This window comes from Hydrocarboniclastica marina, assembly GCF_004851605.1.
GTDB classification, from domain to species: Bacteria; Pseudomonadota; Gammaproteobacteria; order Pseudomonadales; family Oleiphilaceae; genus Hydrocarboniclastica; species Hydrocarboniclastica marina.
Genome location: NZ_CP031093.1, coordinates 3,157,258 through 3,178,125 on the forward strand (window position 1 = coordinate 3,157,258; position 20,868 = coordinate 3,178,125).

The following is a 20,868-nucleotide window of genomic DNA, read 5'->3' on the forward strand; positions in this document are numbered from 1 at the left end:
CGGGGCTCTCCCCACGCTGACCCCCGGGGCTCTGAATCGCCTTTTCCGTCACTGTACCGACTCCACTGAAGTGCCTCGCCCCAGGCCCATGGCCTGACGGGTAAACCAGCGTCGCGCCGGAGGAACCAGCTCAAGCGCAACCAATCCAAGATTCCGGCCCAATTCGATCGGGCTCGGCTGGGTGCCGGAGAACAGGCTAACCAGAGCGCCGGATGCTGCGACCAGGCCGTTGACGTCCTCCTGCTGGCCTGTCCAGTAGCGTTCAAGTACAGCCAGGTCGCCGGGACACTCACCTGCCTCGAAGGCCCGCGTGACTTCGCCAGACAGGCGCATGAGCCCCCTGATGGCCAGGTTGAAGCCCTGCCCTGCAACCGGATGCAGTGTATGTGCCGCGTTTCCGACCAGTACGATATGAGGCCGCAATGGCTGCCGCACGCGCTCCAGCACGAGCGGGTAACAAAAACGCTGGCCCACATCGACAAATCGACCCAGCCGCCAGCCGAAGGCCTGCTGTAATGCGGCGAGGAACGAGGCCTTATCGAGGCCCCGCATGCGCTCAGCTTCCTGCGGCGGCATTGTCCAGACCAACCCGCAGCGCCCCTCGCTGTGGGCAGGATCCCCCTGAGGTAGCAGCGCAATCGGTCCCGAACAGGTGAAGCGTTCAAACGCCTCGAACTGATGAGGCCGTGCGGCACTGACATTTGCTATCAGCGCAGTCTGTTCGTAGGCGCGGTGCTCCACCTGAAAACCGAGCGCTTCCCGCAATGGAGAGCGTCCACCGTCCGCTACCACCAGAAGCCCGGTTGTGAGCGTCGCTTTATCGCCACCGAACGCTGCCCCGCTCCCTTCCAGCGTTAGTTTTGCACACTCGCCGGTAGTTTCGACTGCAGCTACTCTGGCCGGACAAAGCCAGTCAATCGCGGCCTCGGCCTGAAGTGCGGCCTGAAGGTTGAGACCGGTCCAGGCGTTGTCGACCACATAGCCCAAAGCCGGCTGCTCATGCTCAGCTGCGTCCATGCGGCTGCTGCCGAAGCGCTGCTGTTCCGAGACGTGAATGCGTTTGATCGGCGTGGCTTTTGGCGCAAGCGCCGCCCAGACCCCGATACGCTCGTAACACTGCCGGGTGCCCCAGGACATGGCTGTCGCCCGGGCGTCATAGCTGGGCTGGTAACTGGCCAGCGGAGTCTCGCCTCCGGCTCCCGCCGCAAACGGCTCCACGACCCCTATCCGCAACTGCGGACTTTGCCTGGCAAGCGCGAGCGCCAGGGTTGCGCCGGCCATGCCGCCGCCGGCGATGGTAACGTCGTAATCAAGCTGGTTTCGGGTTATCGCCGTCATGCTGCAGTCCGCGCACCTGCCATCAGACTCTCGATCTCGGCAATCGTTTTAGGTACAGCGGCCGTGAGAACCCGGGCGCCGTCCCGGGTTACCACAACATCATCCTCAATGCGGATGCCGATGCCGCGCCACTTTTCAGCGACCGAGGTGTTGTCAGGCGCAACATACAGCCCCGGTTCTACGGTCATGACCATACCCGGTTCCAGCACTCGCCAGGCGCCGGCGACCTTGTAGTCACCGACATCGTGTACATCCATGCCAAGCCAGTGCCCGGTCCTGTGCATGAAGAACGTCTTATAAGTCTCTTTCTCTATGGCTTCGGCCGGAGTCATGCCAGTGATAAGGCCCAGCTCAACAAGCCCTTCAACCAGAACCTGCAGCGCCGCTTCGTGCGGGTGATTCCAGTGGTTGCCGGGCTTGATAGCATCAATAGCCGCAGCCTGGGCTTCAAGCACGACCTGATACAGGGCTTTCTGGGGCTCGGAAAAACGACCATTTACCGGGAATGTACGGGTAATATCGGCGGCATAATGCTCATACTCACAACCAGCATCGATCAAAACGAGGTCGCCATCCCTGAGCGGTTTGCTGTTCTCGATATAGTGCAGCACGCAACCGTTTGCGCCGCCGCCGACGATGGAGGGATAAGCCGGTGACCTGGCGCCATTTTCCATAAACCAGTGAATCAACTCGGCCTCCAGCTGGTACTCGGTAACCCCAGGCTGACACCGCTGCATGGCGCGGCAATGGGCCTCAGCACTTATCCGCCCTGCCTTTTCCATCAACTTGATTTCGGCCGCGCTCTTGATCAGTCGCATATCGTGGAGGAAGTGTTCCAGTACAACGAACTCGCCGGGGGGATGGGCGCCGCTGCGCACCTTGCTGCGGATTATATTGACCCACTCCATCAGACGCTGGTCGAAGGCGGCGTCGAAGCCCATGGAGTAATACACCCGATCCTTGCCTTCCAGCATGCCGGGCAGAATCTCGTCGATGTCTGCAATGGGAAATGCGTCATTAAGTCCGTATTGCTCCACGGCTCCTTCGGGACCGGCCAGATAGCCATCCCACAGTTCCTTCGCAGGATCGCGCTCGCGGCAGAACAGTACTGACTCACCATGCTCCCGCCCCGGAATCAGCACCAGGACAGCGTTAGGCTCGCTGAATCCGGTCAGATAAAAGAAGTCGCTATCCTGGCGGAACGGATAGAGCACATCGCGGTTGCGGGTGCGCTCGGAGGCGGCCGGCACGACGGCGATACTGTTAGGCGCCAACTGCTCAATCAGCCGAGCCCGACGGCGGGCAAACTCACTCATCGACAAACTCATAGACTCTCCTCGTCCGAAAACGGCATACGGCAGTGGCCCTGCGGCGTGCGCGGTGACCGGAATAGACCCAGGGCCCGCTGGCAGCGTCTTTCCCCGCATGCGGTGGGCTCTTAGTGCAGGCTGGGGGCAGCAGTCGCCCGGTTGAATTCGGTAAAGACAGTCAAGGCGCCGACGCGAACGAACTCTGAAATCTCGACCCAGTGGGCTTCATTTTCAGCGTCGTCCTCCTCGTCAACGTCATCCTCGACCTGACTGATCGCAACAAAGTCCTGTATCAACTCCCGAATGTCTTCAGGTGCCGTTGCCAGCCGTTCGCCGCCAACCCTTGCCATGCCTTCCAGGAAACCCCGGGTCCAGGCGCTTAATGCAAACAGCCGCTCGCCCATGGGTGCTTCGTCATCCGGCAGCAAGAGACGGAACTGCATCTGCTCTGACTGCAGGCCTGTCAGCACGTCCTCATAAACCACAGCGAAGAATTCGCGCGCGCCGGGGCTTTGCTGATCCCCGGGCAGGAAATTCTCCGTACCCAGATGATCGGCAGCAACTGATTCCCACTCACTGGCGGACAGCCGTTCGCCAGCGGCCAGCTGTCCAGCCAGGGCTCCATGAAGTTCCGCTGGGTGGTTGAACGCACCATGCCGCACGTAAATGTTGGCCCAGGTCTCAAAATTGCGGGTAGCGGAGGCACCCCAGTGCTCGCCCATAGTCTCTCCCAAGTTCCGCCATGCCAATGATACTGGACTCTATCCTAGCAGGCTGTCGGCTGACGGTCATCGAAGCAGTTGCGCGTGCACCTTCGCCGCGCGCTCAGCGGAGCCGGCTTGCGCACCCCTGAGGCCGCACGCATTGACCGGCATCAGTACCCCCACTATAGTTATCCGATCAATTTTCCAGGTCCGCGCCGACACCGGAGCGAGCCCTCACCCGTCGCCTCCAATGGCCGCCTTCGTCGAGAGTCACCATGCAACAGCCTGATCTTGAGGCGCTATCCCGAAAACTGGACAGACTGATTGACCGCTGCCAGAAACTGGAAGCCGAAAACACGGGCTTGCGTCAGCTACAGGATGACTGGCAGAAAGAGCGGGCCCAGCTGATGCAGAAAAACGACCTCGCACGCAGTAAAATTGAGGCCATGATCGGACGACTCAGGGCTTTGGAGCATCATTAATGGCTGAAAAATCGACAACCGTCGAAGTCAATATTCTCGACAAGGAGTATCTGGTTGCCTGTCCGGAGGATGCCCGTAGCGAGTTGGAGAAAGCAGCGCGGCATCTCGACCGAAAAATGCGAGAGATTCGCTCCAGCGGCAAGGTATACGGCACAGAGCGCATCGCCGTCATGGCAGCGCTGAATATAACCCATGAGCTTCTGCAGAGCAGTGGCCTGTCGGGATCAGCCGAAACCGTACTGGGTGAAATGGATCGAAAGCTGGACCGTGCCCTTGAGTCTGACGGACGCTAGTGTCCTTTGCCGGCCGCCCCTTCCGGCTTGCCCACCCTCTGCCGGTTGCCCCATCGCTTTTTTCTGCCAGATGCACCCATCGCTTTCTGCCGGATGCACCGTCCCTTTCTGAAAGAAGCGAGGCAGGCTTTCCGATACAGACGCCTATCCGCGCCTGGTCGGGATATACGCCCCGCGGAAGAGTTACCGGCCGCTCTGGGGCATATCATCACCCAGAACTTTTGGCAGCCGGAGCATCCGAAGTGAAGACGTGTTTGCATCCCGCCCCACCTGATGGCCTATAATGACCTCAGCTCTCTGGGCTGTGCGAGCTGTTGGATTTGTTCCTCGAGCCGATGCGCACGACTTCGGAGACCACTCCCTGGCGATGTGAGCAGGTCCCCCACTGCAGGGGAAAGCCTAATTCGCTAGACTGGTCACCACCTTGAACTATTGGGTTCAGGGGCCATATCTGACGACGGCAGTCCGGAGAGCGCTTTTTTGACTTCTCATCACGGCGATATCGACGCCGAATTCCCCGCTGTTATTGACCAGGCAAGCCGCCGCGAATTGCGCAAATCACTGCGTAAAAGCCGACGCAGTCTGACTCTTCTGCAACAGAAACAAGCTTCCCGCGCCCTGACGCGACAACTTTTGAAGCATCCACAGGTCATCCGTAGCCGCCATATAGCCCTTTACCTGGCAAACGACGGTGAAATTGACCCGGCTATTTTTGCAGCGGAAGCGCGACGGCACGGCAAGGTATGCTATCTGCCTGTGCTGCATCCCGTATTGCACAACAGACTCTGGTTTGTACGCTATGACAGTGAGGCGGAGCTGCTGTTAAACCAGTTCGGCATTCCTGAGCCTGCAATCAAACGCGGCAGGCGGCGGTCGGCGCGGGCACTCGATCTCGTATTGCTGCCTTTGGTGGGCTTTGACGCTGCAGGCGGACGCCTGGGTATGGGCGGCGGCTTTTACGACCGCACTTTCGCTTTCAAGCGGGCAGGCACATATAGTCCCTTTCTGATGGGCCTCGCCCACGAGTGTCAGAAAGTTGAGTCTTTGCCGATTGCATCTTGGGATGTGCCATTGGATGGCGTCGTCACGGACCGTTACAGCTACCGGTTTAATCGGGCTTCAGCCTCTTCGACCCCGAAGCCTGCGGTAGACAGGCTGTTTATCGGACGTTACCGGACCCAGAGTTCCGCCAGACGTTTTCGGTCAAGCAGGTCTAACGGTTAGGCGACGTATTGAAAGCCCAGACGTGCGACTCTTTCCAGGCCAATGAATCCCGGTGCTCGGCCTGAAGGGTGGAATTAGAATCGCCTGTAGCACTTTGCACAGACTCAAACTGGCTGGGACCGGCCTGCCATGGTGAAAGCTGAGTGACCGCGCTGACCACGAGCCCTCCGGCAAAGAGAAAAACCAGGGATTGAATGACATCTGGCTTGCGAATCACTGTTTATGGTCTCCTGAGCCAAGCCTTAAAATTACCGTGTCATCATCTTGGAGCACACTCGCCCAGCCATTCTGATGAAGTACCGTGGATGCCAGAGCTGAATAACGAGCCACCGGCTGAGCAATGCTTCAGCACTTAGAAGGCGGAGCCCCGCTTTAGCTCCGGTAATTCAGGGAATTAGGCGTGAGCACTACCGAGATTTCTAAGGTTATCAGCTAAGTTCGCCATTACAAGATGTTACTCAAAAAAAATGGCTGCACCGGTTCTTGGGCAGCCACCTCAAGCGCTGATTAAACGCAGTTAAGATCTCAGGCAGGGACTCAATTGCCCAGAAACAGCTCGTATGCGGGATTACTGGTTACATCTTCGTATTTGAACCCCACCTCAGCGAGCATTGCTTTCAGGTCGGCCAGATCATCGGTGTCAACCTGGACACCCATCAGGACGCGGCTATAGGCAGCGCCGTGATTGCGATAGTGGAACATTGAAATGTTCCAGCGGGTACCCAGCGAACTGAGGAACTTCAGTAAGGCCCCGGGGCGTTCCGGGAACTGAAACTGGAATACACGCTCGTTGGGAACGCCGGGCGCGTGTCCGCCGACCATGTGTCGAATATGCGCTTTGGCAAGGTCGTTGTCAGTCAGATCCATCACCGCATAGCCTGCCCCGCGAAGATCCCTGACCAAATCATCCCGGCCCTGACCATTGCTCTGCACCTGTATACCGACGAAGATCCGCGCTTCACTTTGATTGGCGTAGCGATAGTTGAACTCGGTGATGCTGCGTTTGTGCAGGGCGCCAATAAAGCGTTTAAAGCTGCCCGGACGTTCTGGAAGCGTTACCGCCAGTATGGCTTCCCGCTGCTCGCCGATTTCCGTTCGCTCCGAAATATAGCGCAACCGATCAAAATTCATGTTGGCACCCGACAGGATGCCGGCAAGGTTTTCGTCCACCAGGCCCTCGCGCTGGATGTACTTCTTTATGCCGGCGACGGACAAAGCACCCGCCGGCTCAACGATAGAGCGGGTATCCTCGAAGACGTCCTTGATCGCTGCACAGATCTCATCGGTGGATACGGTGATGACCTCATCCACGTAATCCTTGCAGACCTCCCATGGGTGCTCGCCGATACGCTTGACCGCCACGCCGTCAGCAAAGATACCTACCTCGTCCAGGGTCACTTTCTGGCCAGCTTTCAAGGCTTCAGACAGGCAAGCGGAGTCCTGGGGCTCGACCCCGACAACTTTGATCTCGGGCCGGAGATATTTAATGTAAGCGGCCATGCCCGCGATCAGGCCGCCGCCGCCTACCGGGATAAATACCGCGTGCAGCGGCTTGCTGAACTGCGAGAGCAGCTCCATGGCAACCGTGCCCTGGCCCGCAATCACATCCTCATCATCGTAGGGGGGGATGTAGGTATAGCCCTTTTCTTCCATAAGCTCTCGGGCATGGGCCGCGGCCTCATCGAAGGCGTCGCCCTTGAGCACGACCTTGGCGCCATGTGCCCTCACCGAGTTCACCTTGATCTCCGGCGTCGTCTGGGGCATGACGATAACCGCCTTTATCTTCAATACCTTGCAGGCCAAAGCGACACCCTGCGCATGGTTGCCGGCGGACGCGCAGATTACCCCACAGGCTTTTTCCTCGTCGGAAAGCTGCACAATCTTGTTATAGGCGCCCCTGCATTTGAACGAAAAAACGGGCTGGAGGTCTTCCCGCTTCAGCAGAATGTTATTGCTGAAACGCTGGGAAAGAAGCCGTGCCTGCGTCAAGGGTGTCTCGTGGGCCACATCGTAAACGCGGGCGTTCAGGATCTTCTTAATATAGCGTTGCAGCATAATCGGATAATCCGTTTGGATCGCGCCAGAGCCAGCGCGTACTCAGGGCGACTGAAGTTGAAAAAACGACCAGTTTACGGAGGAAGCTGCGCTTACGTCTACACGCCTCCGGCTCGTGGCCGTATACTCCCGTAGCCCATACAGCGAAAGCGGAACCGATCATGAACCAGGATGCGATGAAAAAGGCCGTCGCCGAAGCGGCGATAGCGCTTATCAAACCCGACCTCGACGCCAAGACAATCATTGGTGTGGGTACCGGCAGTACCGCCAACTTCTTTATCGATGCCCTGGCGAAGCTGAAGATGGACTTTGACGGGGCCGTGGCAAGTTCAGAGGAAACTGCCCGGCGCCTGCAGCACCACGGCATCCCGGTCTATGACCTGAACAATGTGGCGGACCTGGAAGTCTATGTGGACGGTGCCGATGAAGCCAATGAGCACCTCGAACTGATCAAGGGCGGCGGCGCGGCGCTGACGCGGGAAAAGATCGTTGCTGCAGTGGCCCGACGCTTCATCTGCATTGCCGACCAGAGTAAGCGGGTAAGCCAACTCGGCGCCTTCCCTGTCCCGGTCGAAGTTATCCCGATGGCCCGCAGCCATGTCGCCCGGCAGATCGTCAAACTCGGCGGTGACCCGGAGTATCGGGAGGGCGTCGTTACCGATAATGGTAACGTCATACTCGATATCTACAACATGAACCTGGCCAATCCGATCGAGATTGAACGCGAGATGAATCAGATCGTCGGCGTTGTGGCCAATGGCATCTTTGCCCAACGGCCTGCCGACATTCTGCTTCTCGGTTCGTCCGAGGGCGTGACGACGTTGCGCCGGTGATGCTGACGCTGGGCGATCTCTCCTGGATTTTCCTGCTGGCTTTTGTGGCTTGGTACTGGTGGAAAGCCAAGGCTATTTCAGAAATCGCGTTAAAGGCAGCGCAGGAACACTGCCGGAGAATGGATGTGCTACTGCTGGACCAGGCCGTGTTTCTGCGCGGGCTCTGGTTTAAACGTGACGGCGCCGGACGGATGCGCGTCTGGCGACGCTTTCTGTTTGAGTTCAGCACCACTGGCGAGAGCCGCTATACCGGCCGCGTTATCCTGCTGGGGCTTCAGGTCGAATCAGTGCAACTCGACCCCCACCGCATCAGCCAGCCTTAGCTGGCGAACCTTCGCGCGGGCCCAGCACGACCTGCCTGATGTCCAGTGCGCGGCCCTGTTGATCCTGCACAGCCACCGGCGCAATCGGTAACCCATCCCGGCAGCGCAGGTCGAGGCTGCCACCCGGCGCAGGCGTCCAGCGATCTCCCCACTGGCGTAGTGCTACCAGTACCGGGAAAAGCTCCCGTCCCTTGTCTGTAAGCCGGTACTCAAAGCGGCATCCGTGAGCTCCCACATCTTCCTTTCGCAAAACCCCATTCTCAACCAGCTTCTCAAGCCGGTTACAAAGGATGTTACGGGCGATGCCCAGCTCAGACTGAAAGTCCACAAACCGGCGCGTTCCATACATGGCCTGGAGCACAACGCGGAGTGACCACCAGTCCCCCACCTCGTCCAGCGCGCGGGCAACGGAGCAGTCTGAATCATCAAAACGTTTTCGTGACATGGTCGCAGTATAACACTTCGGTTGCTTTATGAAACTGGATTCAATAAAGTTGCGTTACGAAACCTGACAGCCCTTCCATAACACTGATGGAGCCACCATGAACCTCGGACCTCTTTTCGAGCCATTCGAGACCAAGTCTCTTCACCTCCGCAATCGCGTGGCGATGGCCCCGATGACTCGTAATTTCTCACCAGACCGGACTCCCAACGACGATGTTGTGGCTTATTACAAACGCCGCGCCGAAGGTGGGGTAGGCCTGCTGATCACCGAAGGAACAACGATTAACCATGCCGCGTCCAACGGCTACCCCAACGTGCCGGACTTTTTCGGCGAAGCCGCTTTGGCGGGCTGGAAAAAAGTCGTCGACGCCGTGCACTCTGCGGGCGGCGCCATCGTCCCCCAGCTCTGGCATGTTGGCGCAGTTCGTCGGGATGGCATGGAACCTGATGGTTCTGTACCCGGAATGAGCCCATCGGGCCTCTACGCGCCTGGCAAGCCCAACGGCAAGGCGATGACCCAGGATGATATCGCCGATGTGGTTCGTGCGTTTGCCCAAGGGGCCAGAGACGCCAAAGCCCTCGGTTTTGATGGCGTAGAGTTGCACGGGGCTCACGGCTATCTGATCGACCAGTTTTTCTGGGAAGGCACCAACCAGCGCGACGATGAGTACGGCGGCAGCATGGCCAACCGCCAGCGTTTCGCGATCGAAATTATCCGCGCCGTACGGGAAGCGGTTGGTCCGGACTTTGCCGTTATCCTGCGATACTCGCAATGGAAAATGCAGGACTACGATGCGCGTCTGGCTGCCACGCCCGAGGCCCTCGAAGCTTTCCTGAGGCCTCTGGCCGACGCCGGTGTAGACATCTTCCACGCATCGCAGCGGCGCTTCTGGGAACCGGAGTTCGAAGGCTCGAACCTCAACCTCGCCGGGTGGACCCGCAAGCTGACCGGCAAGCCGGCCATGTCCGTGGGAAGCGTGGGCCTGACCGAAGACTTCATCAGCGGGACCTTCATGAGCAAACAGGCCCAGGTCGAGCAGGCAGGTATCGATGAACTGGTCGAGCGCATGCAAAACGACGAGTTCGAGCTGATTGCCGTTGGCCGCGCATTGCTCCATGACCCCCAGTGGCTGGCTAAACTCAAGACGGGCCGCACAGATGAGCTGGAGCCGTTCGCCAAAGCATCACTCACTACTTTAACCTGAACGTATCAGCTAGTTTCACCTGAACATATCACTGCTTTGACCTGAGCGTACCTGACCGGTGCTCCTCTGTAGGTATATTTCCCTACAAGCGCCGGTCAGCACAGGTACGACCAGTGTCACTCCAGATTTTTTGCCTGATACTGGCTAACCTGAACATGCCGCGAACAGCACCTGAACGTTTCATAGGTTAAGTCGATGCTATACTCGATTTCCGAGTTGTCCGAAGCAAGTAAAAAGCCCGCCCGGAATGACTGATGCCGTTATTTTTCCCCTCCATTTTCGCGATTGCCCTGACACTCTTCTCCAGCACAGCCACTCTGGCGGCCGAAGAAGAGAAAATTCTGCGCCTGAACGTTTCTCCCCAAGGCTACCCCCCCTTCACGATCGTGCATGCGGATGGGACCTTCAGTGGAATTATCTGGGACATTCTTGCCCTGGCTGCAGAGCGAAAAGGGTATAAGCTCGAAGGTCTGGAGATTCCGCGCAAGCGCGTCGATGACTTCATCCTCAGTGGTCATATTGATGCCACCCCTCGGGCCATTGAGTGGACCAGCAAGCCGGAACGCTTCACCTTCACGGAACCGCTGGTTGAGGTTCAGGAAGTCTTCTTCAAACGTCGGGGCAGCCAATTTGAATACACCGGTCCCGAATCACTGGCGGGCAAAAGCATCGTCACTCATCTCGGCTATAAATACCCCACTCTCGAACCGATGCTGGCGAGCGGCAGGGCTGAGCGTTTCGATGTACAGAATGAGAGAGACATGCTCCGCTATCTGGTCGAAGGCAAATACCACGACCTGGCAATAGCCGTTCGCGAGGTTGGGCTATGGCATATCAAGCGGGAGGGCTGGCACGACCAGCTCGATTATGCGCCCCAACCATTGAGCAGCGTGGAGTACCGCTTGATGTTCAATAAGGATAACGAGGCGTTCGTGGCGTGGTTCAACGACGAACTGGCAGATATCAAGCGATCGGGCGAGTTGGAAGTCATACTCGACCGCTACCGCTAGCGGCGCCCTGCAACCTTACTGATCAGCCGCCGAGGCCGATAAATGGCATTACCGACAGGTAGAGAATTACTGCAACCCCGGCCACGTAGAGCAGCGCCCGCCAGGGGTTGCGCCGTACCAGACTCCACAATGTAGGCGCCTTGCCTTCAATGATCGCCTGCTCATGCTCTTCCCGCGCACGCCGGAATCGTGCTGCCTGATAGGCTGCGACCAACTCCCTTGCCTGAGCCAACTGGGAGGTATCAGCAAGCCACAGCGCCGGCACGGCTATCTTCCAGTTCCCTTCACTGGTCTCATAGTAGCGAATGCCATGCTCGTCGAGTATCGCCCGGACTTCCTGCGCCTCGTCGTCGGGAACATTGCGCAACTTGAACAGTAACTCCGGCATGATCCGAGACCTTCAGTAGCTCACCCTGAACATGGATACCGGTCCAGATACAGGACCTTGAACCGAGCGGTCATTAGCCTCAGCTGACGCCCAGCATCCCTCGAAGGGTGAAGAACAGCAACGCGGCCATAAACCCCGACGCCGGCACAGTAATGATCCAGGCCGCGACAATGCGGAACAGCTGGTGGCGCTTGACCAATTCTTCTTTGTAGATGGACTTGAGGCGCTTGCGTTCTTTTTTCTTGAGTACGATTTCCGGATTGCGCTTACGCTTGGTGGACTTGATCATCTCATCCATTTCTTCCACCGAGGCCTGGCGGAAATCGTCCAGAAAAGCCTGCAACCTGGCTCTCTCAGGCCCCTCGTGCTGGGCAATGATAGAGTGCAACTGACTTGCATAACTGACCTTGAGGTACTCACGCAGGAAGCCGACGCCAAATACAGCGCCAAGCGCCGTGTGCGTCGAACTGACCGGCAGTCCCAGCTGAGAGGCAATAATGACGGTAATGGCAGCGGAAAGCGCGATGCAGAATGCCCGGGTTTTATCCAGCTCTGTAATTTCGCTGCCCACTGTTTTGATCAGCTTCGGCCCGTACAGCGCCAGCCCCAAAGCAAGCCCGAGGGCACCGACAAGCATGATCCAGAACGGAATGCCCGCCTCAGTAGCGATACCGCCGCTTGTAATTGCATCATTGACTGCCGCCAGCGGACCCACCGCATTAGCGACATCGTTGGCGCCGTGGGCAAAGCTCAGCAGCGCTGCGCCGAAAATCAGGGGCCATGTGAAGAGGTCGTTCACGCTGCCCCGGTCGTTTCGCGTCGCGCTGCGGGAGCGCTTCAGGTACTGCCAGGTCAGCAGCACAACAACCACGGCTATCGCCAGACCGACGCTGGCAGCTTCAAAAAAGCTGCTTTCCCAGAGACGCTTGAGCCCTTTGACGATGATGTAGGTTGAGAAGGCCCACGCCATGAGCCCCATGATCCAGGGCACAATGCGGGTCGCGGCCTGGGCGCGGTCGGACTGGTGAAGGATGGCCAGCTTGATGAAGTAAAGCAGCCCTGCCGCGATCACGCCGCCCATCACCGGAGAAACTACCCAACTGGCCGCGATCTGGGCCATGACCGCCCAGTCCGCAATCGCGAAACCACCGGCGGCAATACCGGCGCCAAGGACCCCACCAACGATAGAGTGAGTGGTCGAGACAGGCGCCCCCATCCAGGTGGCGAGATTGAGCCATAGGGCCCCGGCCAATAGCGCTGCAGTCATCAGCCATACAAAAGTCTGGCTGTCGGGGAGATTGCTCGGGTCGATGATACCGCCTTTGATCGTGGAGACGACGTCACCACCGGCGATGATGGCGCCGGCCCCCTCGAATATTGCCGCGATGATGATAGCGACCGTGAGGGTCATTGCCTGAGAGCCCACCGCCGGGCCTATGTTATTGGCGACGTCGTTGGCGCCGATGTTCAGTGCCATGTAGCCGCCGACTACAGCAGCAAAGACCAGAAGCGGTGCATGGGGTACATTTTGACCGGTAGCGCTGACGTACAGCCATATACCCATCAGAAAGAACGCAGCGAGTCCGAGCCGTATCAGGCCACGACGATGTTCTTCAGCTTCTCGTGTCAGACGTTTCGCTTTTGCCATTTTCATAGCCAGCCCCGAAAACCTGTGAATTGAAGAGCAGAACTCCAGTGGATATGCCCCAGACTCAAATCGCCGCCACTATAAGGCGATAGCAATCAAAATGAAATATTCAGCGGCCAGGCCTCCCTGCAACAGCATCAAAGATAGGGCGAAAACAGCCGGGCCAGGCCGTTGCGTAGCTGGATCAGCCAGGGCGTACGCTCAATATCGGCCAGGCGCCACTGCTGACTCTGGGCCAGGCGAACGTCGAAGAACCGCACCATGGCCTCCGCGAGGTCGCGATCGTAGCACTCCACATTGCACTCGAAGTTGAGCGCGAGACTGCGCGGGTCCCAGTTTGCGGAGCCCACCAGGCACCAGCCGTCGTCCACGGTAAAGAGTTTGGAATGATCGAACGGCGGCGGCGAGAAAAAGACACGCACGCCCCACCGGATAAGGTTGGCCAGCTGCGCCCGGGAGGCCCAGTCGACCAGGGCCAGATTGTTTTTGCCAGGAAGCATCACCTCCACCCGTACGCCACGCATCGCAGCAGTGATAAGCGTGTCCTGCAGGGTCGCGTCGGGCAGAAAATACGGTGTCTGGATACAGATGCGCGTCCGAGCCACTGAAAGCGCGCCGATCAGCAAGCGCCTGAGTACGTCGTAGCGCTCGTCAGGACCATCGACTACGACCCGCGCCAGTGTTTTGCCCGGGGTTACCGGCCGCGGAAACCAGACGGGGCCGACCAGCCGCTCCCGGCGAGCAAAGGCCCAGTCTTCGGCAAAAACGGCCTGCAGCTCGGATACAACCGGGCCGCGCCATTCAAAGTGGAGATCCCGCACCGGGTGCGCGGGTTCATCTTTCAGTTGATTCCCGGCGGCGATATTCATCCCGCCGGCAAAACCACACTGTCCGTCCACCACGAGAATCTTGCGGTGGTTGCGGAGATTGAAAAACGGCATCGCCCGGGGTAAGCGGGTGGGCATGAACAGCGCAAAAGGAATACCTTGGCGGCGCAACCGCCAGAGTATGGTCGGGAAAGAGTAGCGTACGCCGACTGCGTCAATGAGCACGCGCACCTGCACGCCACGCTGGACCGCCGCCGCCAGCTCGGCCACAAAGCGTCGACCAATGACGTCATTGCCGAAAATGTAGGTGCTGAGGGTGATGCTGGATCGCGCTGCGGCGATCGCCGCCAACATTCTGGGGTAAGCCTCGTCGCCGTTGAACAACGGGATTACTTCGTTGCCTTCGAGTAACGGCTGCTGGGAAACCCGATCAGATAACTGATGAAGCGACCGAAGCGCCTCGGGCACACGGCGGGTTGTCCGGCGCGAGGCGAAGTCCCTGAGGCGGGTGCCCCGACCATACTGGGGTACACCACCGCGCAGCTCGATGGCGCGGCGACGTATCCGGTTGATACCCAGCAACAGATAGAGCGTAGGCCCGATAAGTGGCAGCAACCAGATGAGGCCCACCCATGCCACTGCGCTGCGGCTATCCAGCTTGCGTAGTATGGCGTGGGCTGATGTCGCGGCCGCTGCAAAGAAAGAGAACCCACCAACCAGGGCGGCGATCCAGCTTCCATCAACCTCGGCGAGGCTCTCCATCTTCGCTTCCTGTCATCCTGCCCAGCGGAGTCGGAGCCGGCTCCAACCCCGATTCAAGCGATAGGCGTGAGCGGACTCCAGTCAGTGCGATTGGCCAGAAAATTCGGCCGGGGCCGGTTACCGCAGTAGGGATCGGCCAGTGTGTTCTCCACGCTGTTATACACGAAAAACAGGTTACTACGGGGCCAGCACGACATATTCTGGTTCGACCCGTGCAGGGTATTGCACTCGAACAGAATAAGCGAACCGGCTGGCCCCGTGGGTACGTCGATACCCCCGTCGTTCATCAACCGACGCAGGCTACCCTCGTCGGGCACGCCGACCGTCTGAGATTTCAGCGATTCCTGGTAATTGTTCTCGGGGGTTCGACCGATGCAGGGCACAAACTTGCGGTGGGAGCCGGGGATCAGCATCAGCGGACCGTTACTTTCCACGTTATCGGTCAGGACAATAGAGCAGCTGAGACTGCGCATACGGGGCATGCCATCCTCGCTGTGCCAGGTTTCGAAGTCACTGTGCCAGTTGAACCCCTTGCCCTTGAAACCGGGCTTGTAGTTTATCCTGGACTGATGGATGTAGACTTCGCTGGCCAGAATCTGGCGGACCATATCGAGCAGGCGTGGGTCTCGGGTCAGCCGGTCGAAGCGTTCGGAAATCTCGTGAATGCCGAAGATCGAGCGAATTTCCTGCTTGCCCGGTTCCAGAATCGTTCCTTCTGACAGTTTCAGATCTTCATCGTCTTCGCTTTCGCGCAGGTCATCCAGAAAGCCCTGCATTTCTGCCGGCGTGAAAAAGCCGTCAAAAAAGAGGTAGCCGTTTTCCTCGTAGCTTTTGAGCTCGCGCTCATCCAGGGGTCCATCCTTTCGCGATGAGCTATCGGCGAATACCGTCGGGTCGAGGCGCTCGCTCATGGGAATCTTGCGCTCGGCACGCGTCGGGAAAAGGTCTGTCGTTGTCATTTTAAGCCTCCATTCTTAACTGACACCTGCATACCCTTGCTGACTTGGCGCCAGAGATCAACCGAATGGCCGTTAAGACCCCGCAATTTGATCAGGTCGCTATATACTTGCCCGGTGTTGGCTGCCGTTGCCCACCCGCTCCGCCTCATCATGTCTCATACACCTTGATCTTTGAGCGAACAGTTGTACGCTTCTAGCGTGCTGACAGAACGTGCCCAAAAAGTCAGGCTCGACCTGGCTGCAGAACGGCGTGACAATACCCGCGCTATGGATCGGCTGACTTTTCCACCCGCTACCGGACATTGATCGCTTTATGGCTAAACGATTCCTGGCTAACTCCCGGCTCTTTATTGCATGGGCCTATGTTCTGTTTATCTCATTGATCGGTTTTTTCCTGTGTTTACTTCGCCCATTCAATCCGGGCAATAACCACCTCATTGCCCGATTCTATGCTTGGGGCGGGCGCCCGATCCTCGGCTTGAAAACGCATGTTGAAGGTCGGGAGTACCTGACGGGCACAACGCCGCGTGTCGTGGTAGCCAACCACCAGTCCAATGACGACGTGTTTCTGCTGGGGGACCTCCTGCCCTACCGCACGGTAGTCATCGGCAAATCAAGCCTGCGTTGGATCCCGATTTTCGGTCAGATGTTCTGGCTTGGCGGTAACGTCCTGATCAACCGCCAGCGCGGTGCGGGCGCCAGCAACACAATTGATCAAACGGCCCGGGCGCTCAACCGGGAGCGTAAGTCAGTATGGGTTTTTCCGGAAGGCACCCGTAGCAAGGGGCGCGGCCTGTTACCGTTCAAGCGTGGCGCGTTCATGGCAGCGGTAGAGGCTCAGGTGCCGCTGGTGATGATTTGCTGTAGCGATTACCAAAGCCGCGGCCGACAGACCCTGCCTGTTCACATCCGCGTGCTGGAACCGATCAGCACAACAGGGCTGATGAGAAGCGACGTACCCACACTGATGGCTGACTGTCACCAGGCCATGCAGATCGCCATCGCTGAGCTCAACCAGCTTGCCACCGCGTCTGCGCGAGACCAGTAGCTTCTGCAGCACCGGCGTTGAGTCCCGACAGCGACCGCTTCACAATGTGCGCTCTGTGGGGGCCGTGTGCACCAGTGTCCCACCCGCGTTTTTCCTGGAGGATTGCATGCAAACGCCGGCTCAACCGGTCTTGCGCGACATCGTGCTGGTGGGCGGCGGCCACAGCCATGTAGGCGTTCTCCGGCGATTCGCCATGAAGCCCATACCCGGCGTCCGGCTGACTCTGATCTGCCGGGATACGGATACGCCCTACTCCGGCATGCTGCCGGGCTATGTGGCAGGACACTACGCCTTCGACCAGGTCCATATCGATCTGAGCCGACTGGCCCATTTTGCTGGCGCCCGCTTTCTGCGGGATGAAGTGACTGGCCTCGATCGCGATGGGCGACGGGTGTTTTGTCGGCAGCGGCCGCCGGTGGCGTATGACGTCGTCTCCGTCAATATCGGTTCCGCACCTCGACTGGACAGTGTCGACGGCGCTGAAGCATACGCAGTGCCCGTCAAGCCAATCGATCAGTTCAATCAGCGTTGGCAGGCGGTACTTGAACGCATCAAAGCGCACCGCGGCCGTTTTGTTATCGCGGTGGTCGGCGGCGGTGCTGGCGGAGTAGAGCTCCTGCTTGCAGTTCAGTATCGACTGGCAGCAGAGTTAATTGCGCTCGGCCGCAATCCGGCGGATCTTGAGCTACATATTTTCCACGGCGCAGGCGAGTTCCTGCCCACCCATAATGCCGCCGTGCGCAAAAAATTCCATCGCGTGCTGGCCAATCGGGGTGTTCAGCTTCATCTGAACACCCATGTGACCCGTGTGAGCGCGGGCTCATTGCAAACTGACCAGGGTGAAGCGTTCTGCGTCGATGAAGTGCTCTGGGTGACTCAGGCGGGCGGTCAGGCATGGCTCGCCGCCACCGGCCTTGCGCTTGACGATTCGGGCTTCATCCTGGTGAAAGACACGCTGCAGAGCATCACGGACGCCCGGGTTTTTGCAGCGGGAGACGTGGCCACCCTGGTTAACGCACCGCGTGAAAAAGCCGGTGTTTTTGCGGTTCGACAAGGGCCGCCCCTCGCGGAGAACCTGCGACGAAGCGTGCTGGGCAAGCCTCTCAGGCGCTACCATCCCCAGCGTCGCTGGCTGGCTCTGATCAGCACCGGCGACCGCTTTGCCATAGGCTCCCGCGGGCCGCTGGCCTTTAGTGGCCGGTGGGTCTGGCGTTGGAAAGACCTCATCGACCGCCGTTTCATGCGCCGCTTTTCCGAATTGCCGACCATGGCTGGCGTCACGCAGCCGCTCAGGAGCCGTAACGAAGTTGCGCTGAATGCTGACGAACAGGGCCAGGCTATCTCGGCGCTGGCCATGCGCTGCGGCGGATGCGGCGCCAAAGTTGGCAGCACCGTCCTGACCCGGGCACTGGCCGGGCTCCGCCCGGTCGAGCGAGACGATGTGTTATTGGGCCTTCACGCTCCGGACGACGCTGCGGTTGTGCGGATCGCCCCCGGTATGGCCGCAGTACACACGGTCGACTTTTTCCGCGCGTTTATCGACGATCCGTATCTGTTCGGTAAAATCGCTGCGAATCACGCCTTGGGCGACATTTTCGCGATGGGCGCAGAAGCCCAGAGCGCAACAGCGATCGCAACCGTGCCATACGGACTGGAGTCAAAAGTTGAAGCACTGCTACTGCAGATGATGACCGGCGCCGTGGAAGTCCTGAACCAGTCCGGCTGCGCCCTGGTCGGCGGCCATACCGGCGAAGGTCAGGAACTGGCTCTCGGCTTTGCTGTGAACGGTATAATAGACCCGAAAGCAGTGCTGAGCAAGTCCGGCATGAGCCCGGGAGACGCTCTCATACTGACCAAACCACTCGGGACCGGCACACTGTTCGCCGCCCATGCTCAACTGAGAGCCAAGGGCCGCTGGCTCGACACCGCACTAGAGTCCATGGTTCAGTCGAGTGAGCAGGCCGCCACTTGCCTGCGCCTTTTCGGGGCCACGGCCTGTACAGACGTCACCGGCTTCGGCCTGCTCGGTCACCTCCTGGAGATGACTCGACCGTCGAAGGTTGATGCATACCTCGACCTCGCGGCCATACCGGTGCTTCCGGGCGCACTGGAAACGGCGGCTGCAGGGATCCTGTCATCCCTGCAATCAGCCAATCTCCGCCTGCGCAGTGCGATCCGCAACCAAGCTGGGGCGGCGACTCACCCCGTCTACCCACTCCTGTTCGATCCCCAGACCGCAGGCGGCCTGCTGGCCAGTGTGCCCCAGGAAAAAGCCATCGCATGTATAGCCGCCCTGCGCGAGAGGGGCTATAGCTGTGCAACCGTTATCGGGCGGGTAGCTGAACAGAGTTCGGAGCCGCAACCGATCATATTGAATCGCTAGCCGAGATGCCGCTAATGATCTGCTTCGTCTGGCTTTCGAACAGATGGTATCCTTGCGCGCCGGCCGGCATCAGCCGAGTCCGATCGCTTTTTATCCAACACTTCCAGGGACTGTCCGTCATGCTCCATCAAATTGCACTCACAGCTACACTGGGCCTGCTTCTGGCCAGCCAGGCATTCGCTGATACTTTTGTTTTCACTGCAATACCGGATCAGGACGAGACCCAGCTAAGGGAGCGGTTTGAGGCGGTTTCGGATTATCTCAGCGCCGAGCTCGACACAGACGTAAGGTTCGTGCCCGTGAAGTCTTATGCTGCCGCTGTCACCGCCTTCCGGAATGATCAGGTGCAATTGGCCTGGTTCGGCGGACTTTCCGGCGTGCAGGCCAGAAGCCTGGTGCCGGGCTCTGAGGCGCTGGCCCAAGGGGTTGAGGACGCCCAGTTCAAAACCTATTTCATCGCGCACAAGAGCGCTGGCCTTGAGCCTTCCGAGGCCTTCCCCGAGGGCATAAAAGGCAAGACGTTTACTTTCGGCTCCAAGGGGTCCACTTCCGGGCGGCTGATGCCTGAGTTCTACATACGTAAAGCCTTCGGGCAGCCCCCCGAAGATGTGTTTGAGCGGGTCGGTTTCAGTGACAACCATTCCCGTACACTGGCATTGGTTGAATCGGGGACCTATCAGGTTGGCGCGCTCAACTATCAGGTCTGGAAAAGCGAAACCGCCGGCGCCGACATCGACACCGATGCGGTTCAGGTCATCTGGGAAACCCCTCCTTATCCAGACTACCAATGGACCATTCGCGGCGATGTTGACGAGCGATTTGGCAAGGGCTTCAAGGAAAAGGTACGGGCTGCACTGCTGGCGATGGACGACCCGAAACTCCTGGAAACATTTCCGCGGGAAGGCTTCATTCCCGCATCCAACGACGATTACGAGCCTATCCGCGAAACCGGCGAGGCAATCGGAATTCTTGACTGATGGCGTTAGTCCATCTGACCGAGGCCAGCGCGGCCTTTGCCGGCCGGCGGGTACTCGGCCCGGTGTCGCTCACCGTATATGAGGGGCAACGTGTTGCGCTGGTCGGCCAGAGCGGTGCCGGGAAGTCCACGCTCCTCGATCTGCTCTATGCGCAAGCCCGCGACCGGGCTGCGCTGGTCCCCCAGGAACTCGGGCTGGTGCCATCACTATCCGTGTTTCACAACGTATTCATGGGCAGGTTATCGTCGCGTCCTACCTGGTACAACCTGGCCAACCTGGTGCGGCCCTTCCGCCGTGAGCGGCAGCGCATCCAACCGCTGCTCGACCAGTTACACCTCGGCGACAAAATCTTTTCTCCGGCCAGCCAATTGTCGGGCGGAGAAAAACAGCGCACGGCTGTGGCGCGAGCTTTGTACCAGAAAGCCGGGTTACTGCTGGCGGATGAGCCGGTTTCGGCCCTGGATGGGCCTCTCGCGGCGGGTGTTATGGCTGCGCTGGCCGAGCACTACCCTACGAGTGTTATCGCACTGCATGATGTCGAGCTGGCTTTGCGCTACAGCTCCCGGATGATCGGCATCCGGGATGGGCTTATTGTGCTGGACGAGGACAGCCACCGGCTGAACGTCCAGGACGTGCTCCCGATCTACTGAAGGCC

General features: G+C 59.0%; 20 protein-coding genes and 1 other RNA gene. 12 read left to right on the forward strand and 9 right to left on the reverse strand.

The genetic code is table 11. The features are described from left to right. Nucleotides 1-48: 48 nt before the first annotated feature. The 3 genes from ubiH to soil367_RS14000 form a co-directional block, all read right to left on the reverse strand. A complete protein-coding gene (gene ubiH, locus soil367_RS13990; protein WP_136549680.1) occupies nt 49-1,338 on the reverse strand; it encodes a 2-octaprenyl-6-methoxyphenyl hydroxylase in 1,290 nt (429 codons plus the stop codon). Beyond that, nucleotides 1,335-2,666 (reverse strand): Xaa-Pro aminopeptidase, encoded by a 1,332-nt coding sequence (pepP, locus tag soil367_RS13995; protein WP_136549681.1) that lies wholly within the window; start codon nt 2,664-2,666, stop codon nt 1,335-1,337. The genes ubiH and pepP overlap by 4 nt, the downstream gene beginning before the upstream one ends. Before the next feature lie 110 nt (nt 2,667-2,776). Continuing rightward, nucleotides 2,777-3,370, reverse strand: a complete 594-nt coding sequence (locus soil367_RS14000) for a UPF0149 family protein (RefSeq protein WP_136549682.1) — start codon at nt 3,368-3,370, stop codon at nt 2,777-2,779. A 257-nt stretch (nt 3,371-3,627) separates the two neighbouring features. On the opposite strand from soil367_RS14000, the gene soil367_RS14005 reads away from it, so the two are divergent. The 4 genes from soil367_RS14005 to soil367_RS14020 all read left to right on the forward strand — a co-directional run bounded on the left by soil367_RS14005 (nt 3,628) and on the right by soil367_RS14020 (nt 5,351). Next, on the forward strand, nt 3,628-3,834 hold the full coding sequence (locus soil367_RS14005) for a TIGR02449 family protein (protein WP_136549683.1): 207 nt from the start codon (nt 3,628-3,630) through the stop codon (nt 3,832-3,834). Further along, a complete protein-coding gene (locus tag soil367_RS14010) occupies nt 3,834-4,127 on the forward strand; it encodes a cell division protein ZapA (RefSeq protein ID WP_136549684.1) in 294 nt (97 codons plus the stop codon). The genes soil367_RS14005 and soil367_RS14010 overlap by 1 nt, the downstream gene beginning before the upstream one ends. A 291-nt stretch (nt 4,128-4,418) precedes the next feature. After that, nucleotides 4,419-4,603: non-coding RNA, 6S RNA (ssrS, locus tag soil367_RS14015), on the forward strand. Nucleotides 4,604-4,607: 4 nt separating this feature from the next. Further along, nucleotides 4,608-5,351, forward strand: coding sequence for a 5-formyltetrahydrofolate cyclo-ligase (locus soil367_RS14020; RefSeq protein ID WP_246065322.1), 744 nt, complete (start codon nt 4,608-4,610; stop codon nt 5,349-5,351). Nucleotides 5,352-5,888: 537 nt separating this feature from the next. On the opposite strand, the gene ilvA is transcribed toward soil367_RS14020, so the two are convergent. Next, nucleotides 5,889-7,406, reverse strand: coding sequence for a threonine ammonia-lyase, biosynthetic (gene ilvA, locus soil367_RS14025; protein ID WP_136549685.1), 1,518 nt, complete (start codon nt 7,404-7,406; stop codon nt 5,889-5,891). Between the two features lie 161 nt (nt 7,407-7,567). On the opposite strand from ilvA, the gene rpiA reads away from it, so the two are divergent. Together rpiA and soil367_RS14035 are read left to right on the forward strand one after the other, a co-directional pair. Next, on the forward strand, nt 7,568-8,239 hold the full coding sequence (gene rpiA, locus soil367_RS14030; RefSeq protein WP_136549686.1) for a ribose-5-phosphate isomerase RpiA: 672 nt from the start codon (nt 7,568-7,570) through the stop codon (nt 8,237-8,239). Further along, the gene (locus soil367_RS14035; RefSeq protein ID WP_246065630.1) at nt 8,239-8,562 is read left to right on the forward strand and encodes a DUF3301 domain-containing protein; all 324 of its coding nucleotides are present in this window, start codon (nt 8,239-8,241) and stop codon (nt 8,560-8,562) included. The genes rpiA and soil367_RS14035 overlap by 1 nt, the downstream gene beginning before the upstream one ends. Here the strand turns inward: soil367_RS14035 and soil367_RS14040 are convergent. Continuing rightward, on the reverse strand, nt 8,549-9,007 hold the full coding sequence (locus tag soil367_RS14040) for a winged helix-turn-helix transcriptional regulator (protein WP_136549687.1): 459 nt from the start codon (nt 9,005-9,007) through the stop codon (nt 8,549-8,551). The genes soil367_RS14035 and soil367_RS14040 overlap by 14 nt on opposite strands. Before the next feature lie 97 nt (nt 9,008-9,104). Between soil367_RS14040 and soil367_RS14045 the strand changes: the two genes are divergently transcribed. Continuing rightward, nucleotides 9,105-10,211, forward strand: coding sequence for an NADH:flavin oxidoreductase (locus soil367_RS14045; RefSeq protein ID WP_136549688.1), 1,107 nt, complete (start codon nt 9,105-9,107; stop codon nt 10,209-10,211). 254 nt (nt 10,212-10,465) lie between these two features. Beyond that, nucleotides 10,466-11,221 (forward strand): substrate-binding periplasmic protein, encoded by a 756-nt coding sequence (locus soil367_RS14050; protein ID WP_136549689.1) that lies wholly within the window; start codon nt 10,466-10,468, stop codon nt 11,219-11,221. A gap of 22 nt (nt 11,222-11,243) precedes the next feature. On the opposite strand, the gene soil367_RS14055 is transcribed toward soil367_RS14050, so the two are convergent. The 4 genes from soil367_RS14055 to thpD all read right to left on the reverse strand — a co-directional run bounded on the left by soil367_RS14055 (nt 11,244) and on the right by thpD (nt 15,805). Continuing rightward, on the reverse strand, nt 11,244-11,609 hold the full coding sequence (locus tag soil367_RS14055; protein WP_136549690.1) for a DUF6164 family protein: 366 nt from the start codon (nt 11,607-11,609) through the stop codon (nt 11,244-11,246). Between the two features lie 79 nt (nt 11,610-11,688). Further along, nucleotides 11,689-13,257, reverse strand: a complete 1,569-nt coding sequence (locus soil367_RS14060; protein ID WP_216642724.1) for an inorganic phosphate transporter — start codon at nt 13,255-13,257, stop codon at nt 11,689-11,691. Nucleotides 13,258-13,394: 137 nt separating this feature from the next. Beyond that, entirely contained in the window at nt 13,395-14,846 is a 1,452-nt protein-coding gene (locus tag soil367_RS14065; RefSeq protein WP_136549692.1) for a phospholipase D-like domain-containing protein, read from the reverse strand. Nucleotides 14,847-14,899: 53 nt separating this feature from the next. Then, nucleotides 14,900-15,805 carry an ectoine hydroxylase gene (gene thpD, locus soil367_RS14070; protein WP_136549693.1) on the reverse strand — a complete coding sequence of 302 codons (906 nt, stop codon included), beginning with the start codon at nt 15,803-15,805 and terminating at the stop codon, nt 14,900-14,902. Nucleotides 15,806-16,118: 313 nt separating this feature from the next. On the opposite strand from thpD, the gene soil367_RS14075 reads away from it, so the two are divergent. The 4 genes from soil367_RS14075 (at nt 16,119) to soil367_RS14090 (ending at nt 20,863) form a co-directional block, all read left to right on the forward strand. Then, on the forward strand, nt 16,119-16,853 hold the full coding sequence (locus soil367_RS14075) for a lysophospholipid acyltransferase family protein (protein ID WP_136549694.1): 735 nt from the start codon (nt 16,119-16,121) through the stop codon (nt 16,851-16,853). 106 nt (nt 16,854-16,959) lie between these two features. Then, entirely contained in the window at nt 16,960-19,236 is a 2,277-nt protein-coding gene (gene selD, locus soil367_RS14080; RefSeq protein ID WP_136549695.1) for a selenide, water dikinase SelD, read from the forward strand. Nucleotides 19,237-19,355: 119 nt separating this feature from the next. Beyond that, nucleotides 19,356-20,213 carry a putative selenate ABC transporter substrate-binding protein gene (locus soil367_RS14085; RefSeq protein ID WP_136549696.1) on the forward strand — a complete coding sequence of 286 codons (858 nt, stop codon included), beginning with the start codon at nt 19,356-19,358 and terminating at the stop codon, nt 20,211-20,213. After that, on the forward strand, nt 20,213-20,863 hold the full coding sequence (locus soil367_RS14090) for an ATP-binding cassette domain-containing protein (protein WP_136549697.1): 651 nt from the start codon (nt 20,213-20,215) through the stop codon (nt 20,861-20,863). The genes soil367_RS14085 and soil367_RS14090 overlap by 1 nt, the downstream gene beginning before the upstream one ends. Nucleotides 20,864-20,868 lie beyond the last annotated feature (5 nt).